This window comes from Mesorhizobium maamorense (assembly GCF_044998965.1).
Classification (GTDB): domain Bacteria; phylum Pseudomonadota; class Alphaproteobacteria; order Rhizobiales; family Rhizobiaceae; genus Mesorhizobium.
In genome coordinates this window covers 4,455,801-4,474,528 of sequence record NZ_CP173356.1, presented here as the reverse complement: position 1 = coordinate 4,474,528, position 18,728 = coordinate 4,455,801, and the positions used below count along the sequence as shown (strand labels likewise).

General features: G+C 65.2%; 9 protein-coding genes and 2 pseudogenes. 7 read left to right on the top strand and 4 right to left on the bottom strand.

Features of this window, described 5'->3' with window-relative positions; genetic code table 11:
- Window positions 1-104 precede the first annotated feature (104 nt).
- The 7 genes from ACIU1A_RS22350 to ACIU1A_RS22320 all read left to right on the top strand — a co-directional run bounded on the left by ACIU1A_RS22350 (window position 105) and on the right by ACIU1A_RS22320 (window position 11,420).
- Window positions 105-3,464: a DUF2126 domain-containing protein gene (locus tag ACIU1A_RS22350; RefSeq protein WP_404925308.1), complete on the top strand. Its 3,360-nt coding sequence runs from the start codon at window positions 105-107 to the stop codon at window positions 3,462-3,464.
- Between the two features lie 6 nt (window positions 3,465-3,470).
- Window positions 3,471-5,882: a circularly permuted type 2 ATP-grasp protein gene (locus tag ACIU1A_RS22345; protein WP_404925307.1), complete on the top strand. Its 2,412-nt coding sequence runs from the start codon at window positions 3,471-3,473 to the stop codon at window positions 5,880-5,882.
- 14 nt (window positions 5,883-5,896) lie between these two features.
- Entirely contained in the window at window positions 5,897-6,781 is an 885-nt protein-coding gene (locus ACIU1A_RS22340) for a transglutaminase N-terminal domain-containing protein (protein WP_404925306.1), read from the top strand.
- Between the two features lie 131 nt (window positions 6,782-6,912).
- Entirely contained in the window at window positions 6,913-8,016 is a 1,104-nt protein-coding gene (locus ACIU1A_RS22335; RefSeq protein WP_404925305.1) for a DNA topoisomerase IB, read from the top strand.
- Window positions 8,017-8,100: 84 nt separating this feature from the next.
- The gene (locus ACIU1A_RS22330) at window positions 8,101-8,475 is read left to right on the top strand and encodes a YciI family protein (RefSeq protein ID WP_140496184.1); all 375 of its coding nucleotides are present in this window, start codon (window positions 8,101-8,103) and stop codon (window positions 8,473-8,475) included.
- The gene (locus ACIU1A_RS22325) at window positions 8,472-9,734 is read left to right on the top strand and encodes an RNA polymerase sigma factor (RefSeq protein WP_140496183.1); all 1,263 of its coding nucleotides are present in this window, start codon (window positions 8,472-8,474) and stop codon (window positions 9,732-9,734) included. Before ACIU1A_RS22330 ends, ACIU1A_RS22325 begins: the two co-directional genes overlap by 4 nt.
- Before the next feature lie 171 nt (window positions 9,735-9,905).
- Complete coding sequence (locus ACIU1A_RS22320) at window positions 9,906-11,420, top strand: aldehyde dehydrogenase family protein (protein ID WP_404925304.1); 1,515 nt, start codon at window positions 9,906-9,908, stop codon at window positions 11,418-11,420.
- A gap of 188 nt (window positions 11,421-11,608) precedes the next feature.
- Here ACIU1A_RS22320 and ACIU1A_RS22315 read toward each other — a convergent pair whose 3' ends face one another.
- The 4 genes and pseudogenes from ACIU1A_RS22315 to nirB all read right to left on the bottom strand — a co-directional run bounded on the left by ACIU1A_RS22315 (window position 11,609) and on the right by nirB (window position 18,724).
- A complete protein-coding gene (locus ACIU1A_RS22315) occupies window positions 11,609-12,463 on the bottom strand; it encodes a hypothetical protein (RefSeq protein ID WP_404925303.1) in 855 nt (284 codons plus the stop codon).
- Window positions 12,464-12,845: 382 nt separating this feature from the next.
- Window positions 12,846-15,735 (bottom strand): annotated as a pseudogene (locus ACIU1A_RS22310) (molybdopterin-dependent oxidoreductase).
- A gap of 3 nt (window positions 15,736-15,738) precedes the next feature.
- Window positions 15,739-16,068, bottom strand: a complete 330-nt coding sequence (nirD, locus tag ACIU1A_RS22305) for a nitrite reductase small subunit NirD (RefSeq protein WP_404925302.1) — start codon at window positions 16,066-16,068, stop codon at window positions 15,739-15,741.
- A 206-nt stretch (window positions 16,069-16,274) separates the two neighbouring features.
- Window positions 16,275-18,724, bottom strand: a pseudogene (gene nirB / locus ACIU1A_RS22300) (nitrite reductase large subunit NirB).
- Window positions 18,725-18,728 lie beyond the last annotated feature (4 nt).

Below are 18,728 nucleotides of genomic sequence, written 5' to 3'. Positions count from 1 at the left end.
GGTTCGGTAGCCGTTTAAGTTAGGTGCAGCGCAACATCCGCTTGGAGAATGACGGCCAGATGTGTCAGGGTTCGGCCAGCTAAACGCCGATCTTCCGGGGCTCCATGGCAATTCTGGCCGCCGTCTATCACCTGACCCATTACAAATACGACCGGCCGGTGGTTCTTGGTCCCCAGGTGATCAGGCTCCAGCCGGCGCCACATTCGCGCACCAAAGTGCTCAGCCATTCGTTGAAGGTCGAGCCGGCGAACCACTTCGTCAATCTCCAGCAGGACCCCTACGGCAATTTCCTCGCCCGTTTCGTCTTTCCCGACCCGGTGAGCGAACTCAAGATCGAGGTCGACCTCGTCGCCGACATGACGGTCTACAACCCGTTCGATTTCTTCGTCGAGGAGACGGCGGAAAATTTCCCGTTCGAGTATCCGGAAGAGACACGCAACGACCTCGCCATCTATCGCACACCGGAACCGGCAGGCCCGCTGCTGTCGGCGTTCCTGAAAACCATCGATACCAGCCCGAAAAACACGGTCAATTTTCTCGTCGACCTCAATGCCCGGCTGCAGCGCGAAATCGCCTATATCGTGCGCATGGAGACCGGCGTGTTCTCGCCGGAGGAAACGCTGGCGGCCGCCAAAGGGTCGTGCCGCGATTCGAGCTGGCTGCTGGTGCAGATCCTGCGCAATCTAGGCATCGCCGCGCGCTTTGTCTCGGGCTATCTGATCCAGCTCAAGCCCGACCTCGTCGCGCTCGATGGGCCGGCCGGTACATCAGTGGATTTCACTGACCTGCACGCCTGGTGCGAGGTCTATCTTCCCGGCGCTGGCTGGATCGGTTTCGACCCGACTTCGGGCCTGCTTACCGGCGAGAGCCATGTACCGCTTGCCGCCACCCCGCATTTTCGCAATGCAGCGCCCATTTCCGGCATGGCGAGCTTTGCCAATGTCGAGTTCGGCTTCGACATGCGGGTCGACCGCATCGCGGAGCATCCGCGCATCACCAAGCCGTTCTCGGATGAAAGCTGGCATGCGCTTGATGCGCTCGGCAACAAGGTCGATGCGGCGCTGGCGGACGGGGATGTACGGCTGACCATGGGCGGCGAGCCGACCTTCGTGTCGATCGACGATTTCGAGTCCGCCGAGTGGAACACCGCCGCCGTCGGCCCGACAAAACGCGAAAAGGCCGATGCGCTGATCCGGAGGCTGCGCGAGCGCTTCGCGCCTGGCGGCTTCCTCCATTATGGCCAAGGCAAATGGTACCCCGGCGAAAGCTTACCGCGCTGGACCTTTTCGCTCTACTGGCGCACCGACGGCCAGCCGGTCTGGAGCGACCCGTCGCTGATCGCGCGGGAGAAAAGCGAAGCCGATATCGGTCCGAAGCAGGCCGAGAGCCTGCTGACCGCGATCGCCGGCGAGCTCGGCATCGAAACGTCCATGGTCAGCGAAGCCTATGAGGATCCGGCCGAGTGGCTGCTCAAGGAAGGCAAGCTGCCGGAGAATGTCGATCCGTCCAATTCGAAGCTGGAGGATCCCGAAGAGCGCAGCCGCATGGCGACGGTGTTCGAACGCGGGCTGACCAAGCCGTCGGGCTATGTGCTGCCAGTGCAGCGCTGGAACAGCCAGGCGTCGGGCCAGCGCTGGCGCTCGGAAAAATGGACGACGCGGCGCGGGCGGCTGTTCCTGGTGCCGGGCGATTCACCGGTCGGCTACCGCCTGCCGCTCGGCACGCTGCCTCACGTGCCGCCGGAGCAGTTTCCCTACATCGTTCCGGTCGATCCGTCGCAGCCGCGCGGTGCGCTGCCCGTGCGGGAGGCGATCTTGCCCATGGCGGCTCCGGCCGATCCTCAGGGCGCCGATGAAATGGCACGCCGCCAGCAGGCGGCATCGTTCACGGCCGCGACCGCCCAGCAGGACCGGGTCGAGCAGGAGATCACCGAGATCGGCGGCGCGGTGCGTACCGCGCTTTCGGTCGAGCCGCGCGAGGGACGGCTCTGCGTGTTCATGCCGCCGGTCGAGGCGCTGGAGGATTATCTTGAGCTGGTGGCAGCAGCCGAGAACGCGGCCAAGGCGATCAGGTTGCCAGTGCACATCGAGGGCTACGGCCCGCCGCATGATCCGCGCCTCAACGTCATCCGCGTCGCGCCGGACCCTGGCGTCATCGAGGTCAACATCCACCCGGCTGCCAACTGGCAGGACTGCGTGGCGACGACCACGGCGATCTACGAGGAGGCGCGGCAAACGCGGCTTGGCGCGGATAAATTCATGATCGACGGCCGCCACACCGGCACCGGCGGCGGCAACCATGTTGTGGTCGGCGGCGCGACGCCCAATGACAGCCCGTTTCTGCGCCGCCCCGATCTTTTGAAGAGCCTAGTGCTGCAATGGCAGCGGCATCCCTCGCTGTCTTATCTCTTCTCCGGCCTGTTCATCGGCCCGACCAGCCAGGCGCCGCGCTTCGACGAGGCGCGCCACGATTCGCTCTACGAGCTTGAAATCGCCATGGCGCAGGTGCCGCGTCCGGACCAGGGCAGCGTGCCTTTGCCATGGCTGGTCGACCGGCTGTTCCGCAACCTTTTGACCGACGTCACCGGGAACACGCATCGCTCGGAAATCTGCATCGACAAGCTGTTTTCGCCTGATGGACCGACCGGACGGCTGGGCCTGGTGGAATTCCGCGGCTTCGAGATGCCGCCCAATGCGCGCATGAGCCTGGCGCAGCAACTGCTGGTCAGGGCGATCATCGCCCGTGCCTGGAAGAACCCGCTCGACGGCCGTTTCGTGCGCTGGGGCACGTCGCTGCACGACCGCTTCATGCTGCCGCATCATGTCTGGGCGGATTTTCTCGACGTTCTCGACGACCTCAAGCTCAACGGTTTCACGTTCCGCCCCGAATGGTTCGACGCGCAGCTCGAGTTCCGCTTTCCCTTCTGCGGCGAGGTCCAATATGCGGGCGTCAAGCTGGAACTGCGGCAGGCCCTGGAGCCGTGGCATGTCATGGGCGAGCAGGGGGCCATCGGCGGGACCGTGCGCTTCGTCGATTCTTCGGTCGAAAGGTTGCAGGTCAAGACCGAGGGGCTCAATCCGGAGCGCCATGCCGTCGTCTGCAACGGCCGCATCGTGCCGATGAAGGTTACCGACAACAGGGAAGTCGCGGTGGCGGGCGTGCGCTTCAAGGCGTGGCAGCCCGCTTCGGGCCTGCATCCGGCACTGCCGGTCAATACGCCGCTGGTGTTCGATATCTACGACCGTTGGTCGGGTCGGGCGGTTGGCGGCTGCGTCTATCATGTCGCGCATCCGGGCGGGCGCAGCTACGACACTTTTCCGGTCAACGGCAACGAGGCGGAAGCGCGCCGGCTCGCCCGCTTCGAAGCGCGCGGCCACACGCCGTCGGCCTATGTGTTGCGCGAGGAACAACCCACGGAAGATTTCCCCATGACGCTTGACCTTCGGCGTCCACCAAGACTCTGATCTGACATGGCAAAGGGGAATCACAAGCGGGTACGCGGCAAGGCGCAGATCCATCGCCTGCTGGAGCACTACCAGCCGATCGACGGCGTCGTCGACGAGATGGTCGACGCTTCGGGCAATCCCCGTCCGGCCTGGAAGCGTTTCATCGAGGCGCTCGACGATCTCGGCGCCGAAGAACTCGCCCAGCGTTTTGCCCGTGCCGACCAGTATCTGCGCGACGCCGGCGTCTACTATCGCGTCTACGACAAGGCCGGCGCCAACGAGCGCGAATGGCCGCTGGCGCATGTTCCGGTGCTCATCGAGGATGCCGAGTGGGCAGCGATCAGCGCCGGCCTGGTGCAGCGCGCCGAGCTGTTCGAGGAGATCATCGCCGATATATACGGGCCGAACCGGCTGGTCGAGAAGGGCATCCTGCCGGCCGGACTGATCGCGGCAAGCGCCGAATATTTGCGGCCCGTGGCCGGAACCAGGCCGGCAGAGGGGCATTTCCTTCACTTCTGCGCTTTCGAACTTGGCCGCGGGCCGGACGGCCGCTGGTGGGTGTTGGGCGATCGCACTCAGGCACCATCCGGCGCCGGCTTCGCGCTGGAGAACCGCGTCGCCACGACGCGCGCGCTGTCCGATATCTATGGCGAGATGCATGTGCATCGCCTCGCCGGTTTCTTCCGGCGTTTCCGCGACGCGCTGATCGGTATGGCCAGGGAAGCCGACGGCCGCGTCGCCATATTGACGCCTGGACCGCTCAACGAAACCTATTACGAACACGCCTATATCGCCCGCTATCTCGGCATCATGCTGCTCGAAGGCGAGGACCTGACCGTTTCCGGGGGCCGGCTGATGGTGCGCACCGTTTCCGGGCTGATGCCGATCAGCGTGCTGTGGCGGCGGCTGGACGCGGCGTTCGCCGATCCGTTGGAACTGCGCTCGGAGTCGCAGATCGGCACGCCGGGACTGGTCGAGGCGATCCGGCAAAGCAGCGTCTCGACCGTCAATGCGCTCGGCTCGGGCCTGATGGAAACGCGCGCGCTGCTTGCCTTCCTGCCCAAGATCGCGCGTGAATTGCGGGGCGAGGAACTCAAGCTGCCCACCGTCGCGACATGGTGGTGCGGTCAGGCATCCGACCGAGCGCATGTGCTCGCCAATATCGACCGCATGGTGATCGGGCCGGCGCTGTCGACGAGGCTGGCCTTCGAGGACGACGACCAGACTAGGCTTGGCTCCGCGCTGTCGGCCGGGGAGCGGGCGGACCTGGTGGCGCGCATCGAACGCGACGGCGACGCTTTCGTCGGCCAGGAAGCGGTGACGCTTTCGACGACGCCCGTCTATGTCGGCGGATGGCTGGAGCCGCGGCCGGCGAGCCTGCGTGTCTACCTGGCGCGCACGCCCGAGGGCTGGACGGTGATGCCGGGCGGGTTCGCCCGCGTCGGCCTGTCGCTCGATCCGACGGCAATCGCCATGCAGCGCGGCGGCCAGGCGGCCGACGTATGGGTGGTCAGCGATCGGCCGGTGGAGCGCGAGACGCTGCTGCCGCAAGAGGGTGACAGCTTCAGCCGCACCAGGCCGGGCAGCCTGCCCAGCCGCGCAGCGGAAAACCTGACCTGGCTCGGCCGCTACATCGAACGCTCCGAGGACACGGTGCGCATCCTGCGCGCCTATCATGTGCGGCTCGCCGAAACTTCCGATCCGGATATGCCGCTGCTGGCCGACATCAGGGATCATCTCGAACCGTTCGGCATCGATGTCGAAACGGCGATCCCATCGGGGCTGATCGGCACGCTGGACAGCGCGGTCTACAGCGCCGGCCAGATCCGCGACCGTTTCTCGCCGGACGGCTGGCTGGCGCTCAAGGACCTGTCGAAGACCATCCATCAGTTCGCGACGACGGTGGCGCCGGGGGATGACGCGACGCGGGCGATGACCGTCATCCTGCGCAAGCTCGCCGGTTTTTCCGGCCTGCTGCACGAGAACATGTACCGCTTCGCGGGCTGGCGGTTCCTGGAGATCGGCCGGCGGCTGGAACGCGGCATACAGATCGCCAGCACGCTCGCCCGGCTGACCAGCGACAAGGCGCCGGACGGCGCGCTCGACATGATGCTGGAGATCGGCGACAGCGTCATGACGCACCGGCGGCAGTACCCTGTGCAAGCCGGCCGCCGCACGGTGATCGACCTTCTGGCGCTCGATCCGCTCAATCCGCGTTCCATCCTGTTCCAGCTCGAACGGCTGAAGGCCGAGATCGGGCTGCTGCCGGCGATCGGCGGCGAGGGGCACATGTCGCCTGCGGCCAAGGAAATCCTGCAGCTCAACACAGCCATCGCCATCAAGGAGCCAGCGGACATGACTGTGAAGGCGCTGAACGATCTCGCCGGCGAGATAGGCGGGCTCTACAGCAGCCTCGCCAAGGCCTATTTCGGTTAAGGCGGCGCTCCGGCATGCTCTACGACATCAGGCTTCACCTTCACTACGACTACGCCGCCGTCGCCGGCGGCGGCCGTCACCAGGTCCGCGTGTTGCCGCCGACCATCGACGGCGTGCAGCGCGTCGTCGCAGCGTCGCTATCCTTCGCGCCGGCGCCAAACGAACGCTCGGATTTTTCCGATTTCTTCGGCAACAACGTCACCTCGATCGCCTTCCGCGACGCGCATGACGCGCTCGACATCAGGATGAGCGCGCGCGTGGCGGTGTCGCGACCGGAACCCGGGCTCGACGTGTCGCCCGATCTTAGCCGGCTGCGTCAGGAGCTCGCCGCCATGCGCTCGCTGGCGCCGGATACACCGCACCATTTCCTGGCCGCCAGCGGTCACGCCGGCATCGATGCGGCGATCACCGCCTATGCGCGCGATAGCGTCGGCGGCTCGGCCGCCGGTACGGCGATGAACCTCTGCAATCGCATCCACCGCGATTTCACCTATGATGGCGAGGCGACAACCGTGCGGACCCTGGCCGGCGACGCATTCCGGCTGAAGCGCGGGGTGTGCCAGGATTTCTCGCATATCATGATCGCCGGCCTGCGCGGGCTCGGCATACCGGCCGGCTACGTCAGCGGCTTCCTGCGCACCATTCCGCCCAAGGGCAAGCCCAGGCTGGAGGGCGCCGACGCCATGCATGCATGGGTCAAGGTGTGGTGCGGGCGCGATGCCGGCTGGCAGGAGTTCGACCCGACCAACGGCATGCGGGCCTCCAACGATCACATCACCGTCGGCTATGGCCGTGACTATTCGGATGTCGCGCCGATCGTCGGCGTTCTCAAGACCACCGGCGGACAGGTCGGAGAGCAAGCCGTCGACGTTATTCCGGTGGTGCTGGAGAAGACCTGACGTCAGGCCTGCTTGCGCAAAGCGCCTTGCAGGGTTCCGCCCCAGCGTGGGTGGCCGCCGACTTTTCGGACAGGAATGGAACCAGTGCTCGGCCCAGAGGCTTATCTACGGGTGTTTTCCGTGGGGCCAGCATGCTGCAGAAATCCGGATTGACTATCGACGGCGAGGCCGCACCAAAGAACGGCGCTCAGATCTCTGCCGAGGATGCCGCACTGATCTATGTCAGCGATACCGAGCCCGGTATCCGCCGACTGAAAGCGGGCAAGGGATTTTCCTACAGGGGACCTGACGGAAGGCCGGTCTCGGATGCCACCCGAGCGCGCATCGAGGCGATCGTTATCCCGCCGGCCTGGACGGATGTGTGGATCTCGCCCGAGGCGGACGGCCATATCCAGGCAACCGGCAGGGATCAGCGCAGGCGCAAGCAATATCGCTACCATCCGCGTTGGGCCGAGGAACGCGACAGCGCCAAATATTCGAGCCTTGTCGCTTTCGCCGAAAGCCTGCCGGAGCTTCGGCGTAGGATCGACAGCGACCTGCGCCGCCATGGCCTGCCGCTCGAACGCGTCGTCGCCGCGATCGTCTGGCTGCTCGACAACACCATGATCCGAGTCGGCAACGCCGCTTACGCCCGCGACAACAAGAGCTTCGGCCTGACGACGCTGCGGGACCGCCATGTCGACATCAAGGGATCGAGCCTGCGGTTCGCCTTCAAGGGCAAATCGGGCAAGGAATGGAAATTGAAGCTGGTCGATCGCCGCATCGCGCGAATCGTGCGGGGCGCGCAGGACCTGCCGGGCCAAAAGCTGTTCCAGTATCTCGATGAGGACGGCAACAGACACCCGGTGCGCTCCGAGGACGTCAACCGCTACATCCGCGAGGCCATCGGCGATGCATTCAGCTCGAAACATTTCCGTACATGGGGCGGCACCATTCACGCCGCGTCGCTGTTCGCGCAAACGGTGCTGCCCGACAGCCAGGCACAGCAGAAACGGGCGATGAACAGCGTCATCGACAGGGTCGCCGAGCGGCTGGGCAACACGCGCGCCGTCTGCCGCCAATGCTATATCCATCCGCAAGTCTTCGAAGCATGGCTGCAGGGACGGCTGCTTGCCGAAATGGCGGAAGCCAACAAGCGCAAACGGTCGATAGACGGTCTCGATGACGAGGAAGCGCTCGTGCTGCGATGGCTGAAGACGCACGAAAGCGGACCCGCGGCAACCAGCGGCCGCTGAATCCGCGGCGCCTCGATTTTTTTATCGACGCCGTGTCGGGATCGGTCCTAGTGTTTCGTCCTTTGACACAGAAGAGGACAAACCATGCTCTACGCGATCTTGTGCTATGCTTCCGAAGACGTCGTCTGCTCCTGGAGCAAGGAACAGGACGACAAGGTCATGGCCAACATTCTCGATGTCCAGCAGAAATACGCGGACGCCGGCCGGCTTGGCCCGGTGGCGCGGCTTTTGCCGACGACGGCGGCGACGACGCTGAGGAAGGTCAAGGGCGAATCGATCGTCATCGACGGGCCGTTCGCCGAGACCAAGGAACAGTTCCTCGGCTTCTACACGCTCGAATGCGCCGATCTCGACGAGGCGGTGGAGTTCGCGCGCGAACTTTCCGAGGTCAATCCGAGCGGCGGCTCCTACGAAATCCGGCCGGTATCCATCTTCAATCCCACTAGGGTCGCCGTATGACCGAACTTGCCTGGATCAGCTCAGCGATCAGCGCCGCCCGCCCGCAGGCGATGGGTGCGCTGCTGCGCTATTTCCGCGACCTCGATACGGCGGAGGAAGCTTTCCAGGACGCTTGCCTCAGGGCGTTGAAGAACTGGCCGCAGAACGGTCCGCCGCGCGATCCGGCGGCCTGGCTGATCTTCGTCGGACGCAACAGCGGCATCGATGCGGTGCGCAAGCGCGCCAAGCAGGCGCCGATGCCGGAAGAGGACCAGATATCTGATCTCGAGGACGCAGAGAGCGACATCGCCGAGCGGCTCGATGGCGCGCACTACCGCGACGACATATTGCGACTGCTGTTCATCTGCTGCCATCCCGACCTGCCGGCAACGCAGCAGATCGCGGTGGCGCTGCGCATTGTCTCCGGCCTTACGGTCAAGCAGATCGCGCGCGCCTTCCTGGTCGGCGAAAGCGCCATGGAGCAGCGCATCACCCGCGCCAAGGCACGTATCGCCGACGCCGGCGTGCCGTTCGAGACGCCGGGCGCGGTGGAGCGCTCGGAGCGGCTCGCCGCGGTCGCAGCCATGGTCTACCTGATCTTCAACGAGGGCTATTCGACCAACAGCGGCGAGGCGCCAGCCCGCGCGCCGCTGTGCGAGGAGGCGATCCGGCTGGCCCGGCTGCTGCTCAGGTTGTTCCAGACCGAGCCGGAGATCATGGGGCTGACGGCGCTGCTGCTTCTCCAGCATGCGCGCGCACCGGCCCGCTTCGATGCGGACGGAGAGATCGTTCTGCTCGAGGATCAGGACCGCAGCCTGTGGAGCCGCAAGATGATCGATGAGGGGCTGGCGCTGGTCGACAAGGCGCTGCGCCACCGAAAGCCCGGCCCTTACCAGGTGCAGGCGGCGATTGCCGCGCTGCATGCGCGGGCTGAAAAGGCCGAGGACACGGACTGGGTGGAGATCGACCTGCTCTACGGCCTGCTCGAACAGATGCAGCCGTCGCCTGTCGTCACCCTCAACCGTGCGGTTGCGGTCTCCAAGGTGCGTGGCCCGGAGGCCGCGCTCGCCATGATCGAGCCGCTGGAGCAGAGGCTTTCCGGCTATTTCCACTTCTTCGGCCTCAAGGGCGGGCTTTTGATGCAACTCGACCGGGGCGAGGAGGCGCGGGTCGCCTTCGATCGCGCCATCGCGCTTGCCAACACCGCGGCGGAAGCGGCCCATATACGCATGCACATCGACCGGCTGATGAAGGACAGCGCAGCGCGCACCGCAAGCTGACCCTGGTTCAATGGTCTGGCCCGAGCTTGGACCATGCCGGGGTGGCGATTTTTTCCTGAAACCGCTATTGGCACGCCAAGACAGCGCCACCCTGCGCCTGACCGCACAGGGAATGCACGGCGCAATGCTTTGACCACGCCACATGAATGGCGGGATCTGAAAGGGACAGACATGACGATAGCGAAGGAAACCGCCGAGCTGCTGGCGAAACTGGGTGTTGCCAAGGAGACGCTTGCCGGCGGCGACCTGATCGTGCGCAGCCCGGTGACGGGCGAGCAGATCGCGGCGTTGAGCACGATCTCACAGGCCGATGCGGCCAGGACCATCGATGCCGCGCACAAGGCGTTCCAGGCCTGGCGGCTGGTACCGGGCCCGAAGCGCGGCGAGCTGGTGCGGCTGCTCGGCGAGGAATTGCGCGCGCACAAGGCCGAACTTGGCCGGCTGGTGTCGATCGAGGTCGGCAAGATCCCCTCGGAAGGGCTCGGCGAAGTGCAGGAGATGATCGACATTTGCGACTTCGCCGTCGGTCTTTCCAGGCAATTGTACGGGCTGACCATCGCGACCGAGCGTCCAGGACACCGCATGATGGAAACCTGGCATCCGCTCGGCGTGGTCGGCGTCATCTCCGCCTTCAACTTCCCGGTCGCGGTGTGGTCGTGGAATGCGGCGCTGGCGCTGGTCTGCGGCGATGCGGTGGTATGGAAGCCTTCCGAAAAAACGCCGCTGACGGCGCTGGCCTGCGAGGCGATCTTCAAGCGCGCCGTCAAGCGCTTCGGCACTGATGCGCCGGAAGGGCTCGCGTCGGTGCTGATCGGCGACCGCGCCGTCGGCGAGATCCTGGTCGATCATTCCAAGGTGCCGCTGGTCTCCGCCACCGGCTCGACCCGCATGGGCCGCGACGTCGGCCCGCGCCTGGCCAAGCGTTTTGCACGCGCGGTGCTGGAGCTCGGCGGCAACAATGCCGGCATCGTCTGCCCGACCGCCGATCTCGACATGGCGTTGCGCGCGATTGCCTTTGGCGCGATGGGCACGGCGGGCCAGCGCTGCACGACGCTGAGGCGCCTGTTCGTGCATGACAGCGTCTACGACGCCTTGGTACCGCGGCTGAAGAAGGCCTATCAGAGCGTTTCTGTCGGCAATCCGCTGGAGACGTCGGCCCTCGTTGGGCCGCTGATCGACAAGGCAGCCTACGAAGCCATGCAGAAGGCGCTGCAGGAAGCGTCCGCCCACGGCGGCAAGGTGACCGGCGGCACGCGGGTCGAGAATGGCCATCCGGACGCCTACTACGTGCATCCGGCGCTAGTCGAAATGCCCAGCCAAGTCTCGCCGGTGACCGAAGAGACGTTCGCGCCGATCCTCTATGTGATGAAGTATTCCGATTTCGACGCCGTGCTTGACGAGCACAATGCGGTGGGAGCGGGGCTGTCGTCGTCGATCTTCACCCGCGACCTGCAGGAGTCCGAGCGCTTTCTCGGCGTCGACGGCTCGGACTGCGGCATCGCCAATGTCAATATCGGCACGTCGGGCGCCGAGATCGGCGGCGCCTTCGGTGGTGAAAAGGAAACCGGCGGCGGCCGCGAGAGCGGCTCCGATGCGTGGAAAGCCTATATGCGCCGCGCCACCAACACGGTGAACTATTCCAAGGCGCTGCCGCTCGCCCAGGGTGTCTCCTTCGACATCGAGTGACATTGCGGGTTCCGGCTCGGGTGACCTTGCGCATCCGGGCCGTTCTGCGGCCTGAGGTTCACTGCTGAGGGCAGTTATGCTGTCATTCTTCATATGGTGCTGACGTCCCGCCGCCGAGGCGGTTTTTTTGTTTCGAAGGATACGCAGCGGCACGGACCGCCTTCATAGCCTGGGCAGCGGCGAGTCTCTCAGTGGTCGGTGGAAAAGCATGCTGCGAAGGCGGCATCCACGATGGCCAGCTTGGCGGCCTGGACGGTCATGTATTCCTGAAAGAAGCGGTGCGAGACCCACATCACGGAATTGCCGCGCTGGCCCAGCCAGCCGATGCTGCCGAGCGCCTCGGCATCGCGTAGTTTTCGGGCGAGGTGGGTGCGCGACAGTTTGAGCCAACTGGCGAATTCCGCCACCGAGACCACACTGGTCGGAATCCAATCTAGGCCGGCATGGTCGGGGTCGATGCCGGACATGAGCCGATCCATGACGATGCCGCCATTGTTGAGCCAGATGAACAGGGAAAAGGTCTGGTTGGGTTCGCGCACCGGTTTGGACGAAAGCAGGCCGTAGGCCACGAGGGGCTGCAGGGCGGCGAGCATATCGGGCCGCTCCAGGTATTTCGCCAGCCGGTCCGCGCCGTCGAGTCGGTCAAGGGTCCGTAGATGTGCGTGCACCCATCCGGTGAATGTCCGCACCGTGTCCGCTGTCGGCTGCAACGGGTGGGTGCGCCCGTCTCCGCCCGCTACGTATTCGGCGATACGGTAGTGCAGCATCTCCTTGATGAAAGCGTCGGCGGTGTTGCGGCTGGCGACCTTGTGCTGATGCACGAACTCGATGAAGCGCGACACCGTCAACGCGCTGCGGCGGTCGTCCGGGTCGCGCCTGAAATGCATGGCAAGGCCGACATGGCCCATCAGCCAGCGCTGCTGCGTGGCGAATACGGAAGCAAGCCGCGGGCTGGCTTCGTAGATATGGATCAGCGCCAGCGACTGCTCCTGGACGTGCCGGTGCAGATCCGGATGAGCGGCTATGTCCTCGATATCCAGCATCCACCTCCTTTTGGTTCGCCAACATTCCCGCGCTCCAAGAGCGGGTCGCGTCGAAGCGGATTCATGCGACGCGCTTTTGGCTTTTTTCGTGCATGTCGTCCTCCCAAAACCGAGGTTACTTTTGGGCGACATGCATTAAGACATTTTCAGCCTTGCGCTTTTGTGTCCAGATGAGACAGCTCGGACTAAAGTCCAGTTCTGTAGCCAATGATGGCGGCGAGACGTCGGCGGCAACCCACACGGCGGCAAGTACGGCGCGCTTAGCGATCTGGACAACCGCAGCTACGCCCCGGGTGTCGTCCTGCCGCCCGGCTATGATGGGCTGACGCGGGGTCCGCCGGCGCATACGCATCGGGAGGCCGCCGATGGCGGGTTCTGCCGCCTACTCGGCCGCCTGAACGCGATGTGCCTGGATGATGGCGCGGATCTCAGAGCGGCAGGAGCCGCAATTGGTGCCTGCCTTCAGCGCGGCGCCGATGGCTTCCACGTTCGTGCAGCCGGAAGCCACCGCCGCCGTGATCTGCTTGATCCCGACGTTGAAACAGGAGCAGACGGTCGCGCCGGCATCGGGCCGTTCGGCACCGGCGCGGCCGGCGACGATGCGGAAGCGCTCGCGTTGGCTGGCATGGGCCTCTTCGAGCTGCTGCGTTGCCCATCCGCGCGACACGGCGACCGGGCCGGGAGCGACGAACAGAGCGCCCGCGAGCTGTACGCCATCGAAGGCGGCGATGCGATGCTGGCCGGCATCGCGGTCGTGGTAGGCGAGTATTTCGGCATCGGTCGAGGCGCCGAACAGGGATTGGGCAAAAGTCGTCCAGTCGATTTTGTCGTCTGCAAAGGCGAGCTCGACCCGCCAGCCATCCCTGCAGCGGGCCACGGCCCAATAGTCGCCGGCGATCGCTTCGGGCCTTTGTCGGGTCACGGCGAAGCCGAACGCCATCGCGGCGAATTTCTCGATGTGCACCGCGACGTGCTTCAGTGCCGGCTGGCCGGAAACCGGGTCGGTGAGTGGCGCGGTGAGCGTGTCGAGCCGGCCCTTGGCGGTGAACTGGTCCGTCCAGTGCATCGGCGCGAAGATGCTGCCCCGGCGCTGGCGGGACGTGATCAGCGCGCGCACGAGCACGGCGCCGCGCGGGCTGGAAACGCGCGCGATGTCGGCGTCGCCGATGCCGTATCGCGCGGCGTCGTCGGGATGAATCTCGACGAAGGGTTCGGCGATGTGCTGCGACAGACGCGGGCTTTTGCCGGTGCGTGTCATGGTGTGCCAATGGTCGCGGACACGGCCGGTGTTGAGGATGAGGGGGAATTTCTCGTCCGTGCGGGTTTCCGTGACAGGGCGGACGGCGATGAAGCGCGCCTTGCGGTCGGGCGTGTAGAAATTGCCGTCGGCGAAGAAGCGGGTGTTCGGTGGCCCTGCTTTATCGTTCTCCGGTTGGGGCTCAGCTTGAACGTTCCCCTCCGAGAGATGTCGAGCCCAGGCGCCCCCTCTGTCCTGCCGGACATCTCCCCCTCTAGGGGGAGATCGGCAGTTTTGTCGACGGCGCTCGTCCTGAGATATCGGCGATTGGCGAAGGCCGTCGTGGCATCCAATCTCCCCCCTTGAGGGGGAGATGGCCGGCAGGCCAGAGGGGGGTGGCCGGGCTCGGTGCTGGCCATTGGAAAGGCGCCAGCGCGTCGTATTCCTCCCCATCGAGGCCGGCATAAACCCCAATGTCGAAATCGCGCCCACCGTCGTTTTCAAATCCCGACAGCGCGGCATGCTCGCCAAAAACCTCCGCCGGGGACGCATGCGCGAACGCTTCGCCAAAACCCATCCGCCGCGCCACTTCCGCAATGATCCACCAATCCGGCCGGGCCTCGCCAGGTGCCGCCAGGAACGGGCGCTGGCGTGAGATGCGACGCTCGGAATTGGTGACGGTGCCGTCCTTCTCGCCCCAGGCGGTGGCCGGCAGCCGGACATGGGCATGGCGCACCGTGTCTGTGTCGGCCTGCACGTCCGACACCACCACAAACGGGCAGGCCTTGATCGCTGCTTCGACGGCGTCGGCATCGGGCATCGAATCGACAGGATTGGTGGCGAGGATCCACAGCGCCTTGATCCGCCCGTCGGCGACCGCCCGGAACATGTCGACCGCTTTCAGACCGGGCTTTTGCACGATGTCAGGTGCATTCCAGAAGCGCTTCACGCGTTCTCGATGCCCGGGATTTTCAATCTCCATGTGGGCGGCCAGCATGTTGGCCATGCCGCCGACCTCGCGTCCGCCCATGGCGTTGGGCTGGCCGGTGACCGAGAACGGCCCGGCGCCGGGCCTGCCGATGCGACCGGTGGCGAGGTGGCAATTGATGATGGCGTTGACCTTGTCGGTGCCGGACGACGACTGGTTCACGCCCTGGCTGTAGACCGTGACAGTCTTGCCGGTCGCGGCGAACAGGCCGTAGAAGCGGGCGAGCTCGTCCTCGCTCAGGCCCGTGGCGGCAGCGATGCCGGCAAGGTCGAGTGCCGAGGCGGCGAAAAGGGCTTGTCCGAAGCCGGTCGTGTGAGCGGTGATGTAGGCGCGGTCGAGCGCATTGTGCTGGCCGAGCCAGGCGAGCAGGCCGGTGAACAGGGCGACGTCGCCATCCGGTGCGATCGCCAGGTGCATGTCGGCGATATCGGATGTCATGGTGCGGCGGGGGTCGACCAGGACGATCTTCATTTCCGGGCGCTTCTCACGCGCGGCAGCTATGCGCTGGTAGAGCACGGGATGGCACCAGGCGAGATTCGAGCCGACCAGCACGATGAGATCGGCAAGCTCCAGATCCTCGTAGGTTCCGGGCACCGTGTCGGAGCCGAAGGCGCGGCGATGGCCGGCGACCGAGGAGGCCATGCAGAGGCGCGAATTGGTGTCGATATTGGCCGAGCCGATGAACCCCTTCATCAATTTGTTGGCGAGATAATAGTCCTCGGTCAGCAACTGGCCGGAGACATATAAGGCGACCGCATCCGGCCCATGTTCGGCAATGGTTTGCGAGAAGGTCGACGCGCCAAGATCGAGTGCCTCATTCCAGGAGGCGCGGCGGCCGTGGATCTCGGGGTGGAGCAGCCTGCCGTCGAGGCCGATGGTCTCGGCAAGAGCAGAGCCCTTGGAGCAGAGCCGGCCGAGATTCGCGGGATGGTCGGGGTCGCCGCGGACCGACACCTGTCCGTCCGCGGCGACCTTCGCCAGCACGCCGCAGCCTACCCCGCAATAGGGGCAAGTGGTCCTCGCCTCGCGTGCTTCGCCAATCTGCATGGGTCAGGCCGCGCGGCTTGCCAGCGCTTCGAGCGCGATGAACAAACGCTCGCCCTCGATCTTCACCGGAATGGTGCGCACCGCGCCCTCGTCGGCGCCGAGCGCCTTGCCGGTCTCCAGCGAGATGACCCAATTGTGCAGGGGGCAGGTGACCGCCGCGCCATGCACGATGCCCTGGCTCAGCGGCCCGCCTCTGTGCGGGCAATGATCGTCGATGGCGAAGACCTGGTCCTCGGCGGTGCGGAAGATAGCGATCTTGCCCTGCGGCGTGGCAACGCAACGCGCGCCCCGGCGGGGGATGTCGGACAGGGTGCCGATCGGTGTCCAGGTCATTGGGTCGCCTTTACTTGATACGAATGCGCCCAGGCGCCCCCCTCTGTCCTGCCGGACATCTCCCCCTCAAGGGGGAGATCGGCAGTTTTGCTGATGGCGTCCGTTCTGCGAAGTTGGCGATTGGCAAAGGCCGTTGTGGCATCCAATCTCCCCCTTGAGGGGGAGATGGCCGGCGGGACAGAGGGTGGCTCGCGCGAACATCTCCATCACTCCGCCGCCTCCGCGAATCCGACCGAGGCCATTGGCCCGAATTCGTGCTTGTCCTTGCCGGAGACGCGTTCCGACCACGGATCGACCTGGGCGAATTTCTGGGAAAAGACGAAGCGGTCGTAGAAGGCCTTGCGCTTGTCGCCATCGTCCATGATCTGGCGCTTGATCTCGGCGATGCCGACGCGCTTGGCCCATTTGTAGATGCGTTCGAGATAGCGGGCCTGCTCGCGGTACATCTGCGTCAGCGCCACGATATGCTCCAGCGCTTCGTCCTCGGTCTTGACCAGGCCAAGCACTTCGGTGCCCTTGATGTCGAGGCCTGCCGCACCCGCGAAGTGGATCTCGTAGCCACTGTCGACGCAGATGACGCCGACGTCTTTGCAGGTCGCCTCGGCGCAGTTCCTCGGACAACCCGAAACCGCCATCTTGACCTTGGCCGGCGTCCACGAGCCCCACATGAATTTCTCGATGCGGATGCCGAGACCGGTGGAATCCTGCGTGCCGAAGCGGCACCAGTCGGAACCGACGCAGGTCTTCACCGTGCGCAGACCCTTGGCATAGGCGTGGCCGGAGACGAAGCCGGCCTGGCCGAGGTCGGCCCACACCGCTGGCAGGTCTTCCTTGCGGATGCCCAGCATGTCGATGCGCTGGCCGCCGGTGACCTTGACCATCGGGATATCGAACTTATCCACGACATCGGCGATGGCGCGCAGTTCGGCGGCATTGGTGACGCCGCCCCACATGCGCGGCACCACCGAATAGGTGCCGTCCTTCTGGATGTTGGCGTGGACGCGCTCGTTGATGAAGCGTGACTGGTAGTCGTCCGCGTATTCGTCCGGCCAGTCGCAGACGAGATAATAGTTGAGTGCCGGCCGGCATTTGGCGCAGCCGCAGGAGGTTTTCCATTCCAGTTCCTGCATGATCGCGGGAATGGTCTTCAGCGCCTTGGCCTTGATCAGCCGGCGCACCTCGTCATGGCCGAGCGTGGTGCAGGAGCACATGGGCTGTACGGCGGCCGGGTTGTACTTGTCGCCGATGGTCAGCACCATCAGTTTTTCGACCAGCCCGGTGCAGGAGCCGCAGGAGGCCGACGCCTTGGTGTGCGCGCGCACGTCGTCGAGCGAAGTCAGCCCCTTGGCCGCGATCGCGCCCGTGATCTTGCCCTTGCAGACGCCGTTGCAGCCGCAGATTTCCGCATCATCCGGCAAGGCTGCAACGGCCGCCATAGGGTCCAGTGGGGCACCCCCTGGTAGGACTGGCCGAAGATCAACGTATCGCGCATTTGCGATATGTCTGTTTGCTTCTTCTTGAGGTCGTTGAACCAGGCGCCGTCCGCGGTCTCGCCGTAGAGCACGGTGCCGATGATGCGGTCGTCCTTGAGCACGAGGCGCTTGTAGACGCCGGCCGCCGCGTCGCGCAGCACGATCTCCTGGCGGTCCTCGCCCTCTGCGAAGTCGCCGAGCGAGAACAGGTCGATGCCGGTGACCTTGAGCTTGGTCGGCGTGTCCATGTGGACAAAACCGGCCGCCTCGTCGCCGGCGAGCTGGCGGGCGGCGACGCGGGCCATCTCGTATAGGGGGGCGACCAGCCCATAGATCTGGCCGTTGACCTCGGCGCATTCGCCGAGCGCGTAGATGTCCGGGTCGTTGCTGCGCATGCCGGCATCGACGACGATGCCTCTGTTGACGGCGATGCCCGCCTCCTTCGCCAGCGCTGCGTTCGGCCGGATACCGACGGCCATCACCACCAGCGTCGCGGGGATGACGGTGCCGTCGACGAGTTCGACCTGCTCGACCTTGCCGTTGCCCGTGATCGCCTTTGTATTGGCCTTGGTGACAACCTTGATGCCGCGCTGTTCGACGGCGCGCTGCAGGAGATAACCGGCGGCCGGATCGAGTTGGCGCTCCATCAGCGTCGGCATGACATGCAGCACGGTGACGTCCATGCCTTGCGCGTTGAGGCCCGCTGCTGCTTCCAGTCCGAGCAGTCCGCCGCCGATGACCACAGCCTTGGCGCGGGACTGGGCCGCGAGCATCATCGCCTGGACGTCGTCGAGGTCGCGATAGGTGAGAACGCCGGGCAGGTTGTGGCCGGGCACCGGGATGATGAACGGCACCGAGCCGGTGGCGATGACGAGCTTGTCGTAGGGCTCGGTGACGCCGTGGTCCGAGGTGACGGTCTTGGCGGCGCGGTCGATGGCGACGATCTTGTGGCCCTTGTAGAGGGTGATGTTGTTGGCGATGTACCAACCGTCGCCATGAATGATGATTTCCTCATAGGCTTTTTCGCCCGAGAGAACCGGCGACAGCATGATGCGGTCGTAGTTGACCCTTGGCTCGGCGTTGAAGATGGTGACCTTGAAACGGCCAGGCGCCTGGTCCAGCAGATGCTCCAGCATGCGCCCTGGGGCCATGCCGTTGCCGATGATGACGAGTTTTTCGGTCATGGCG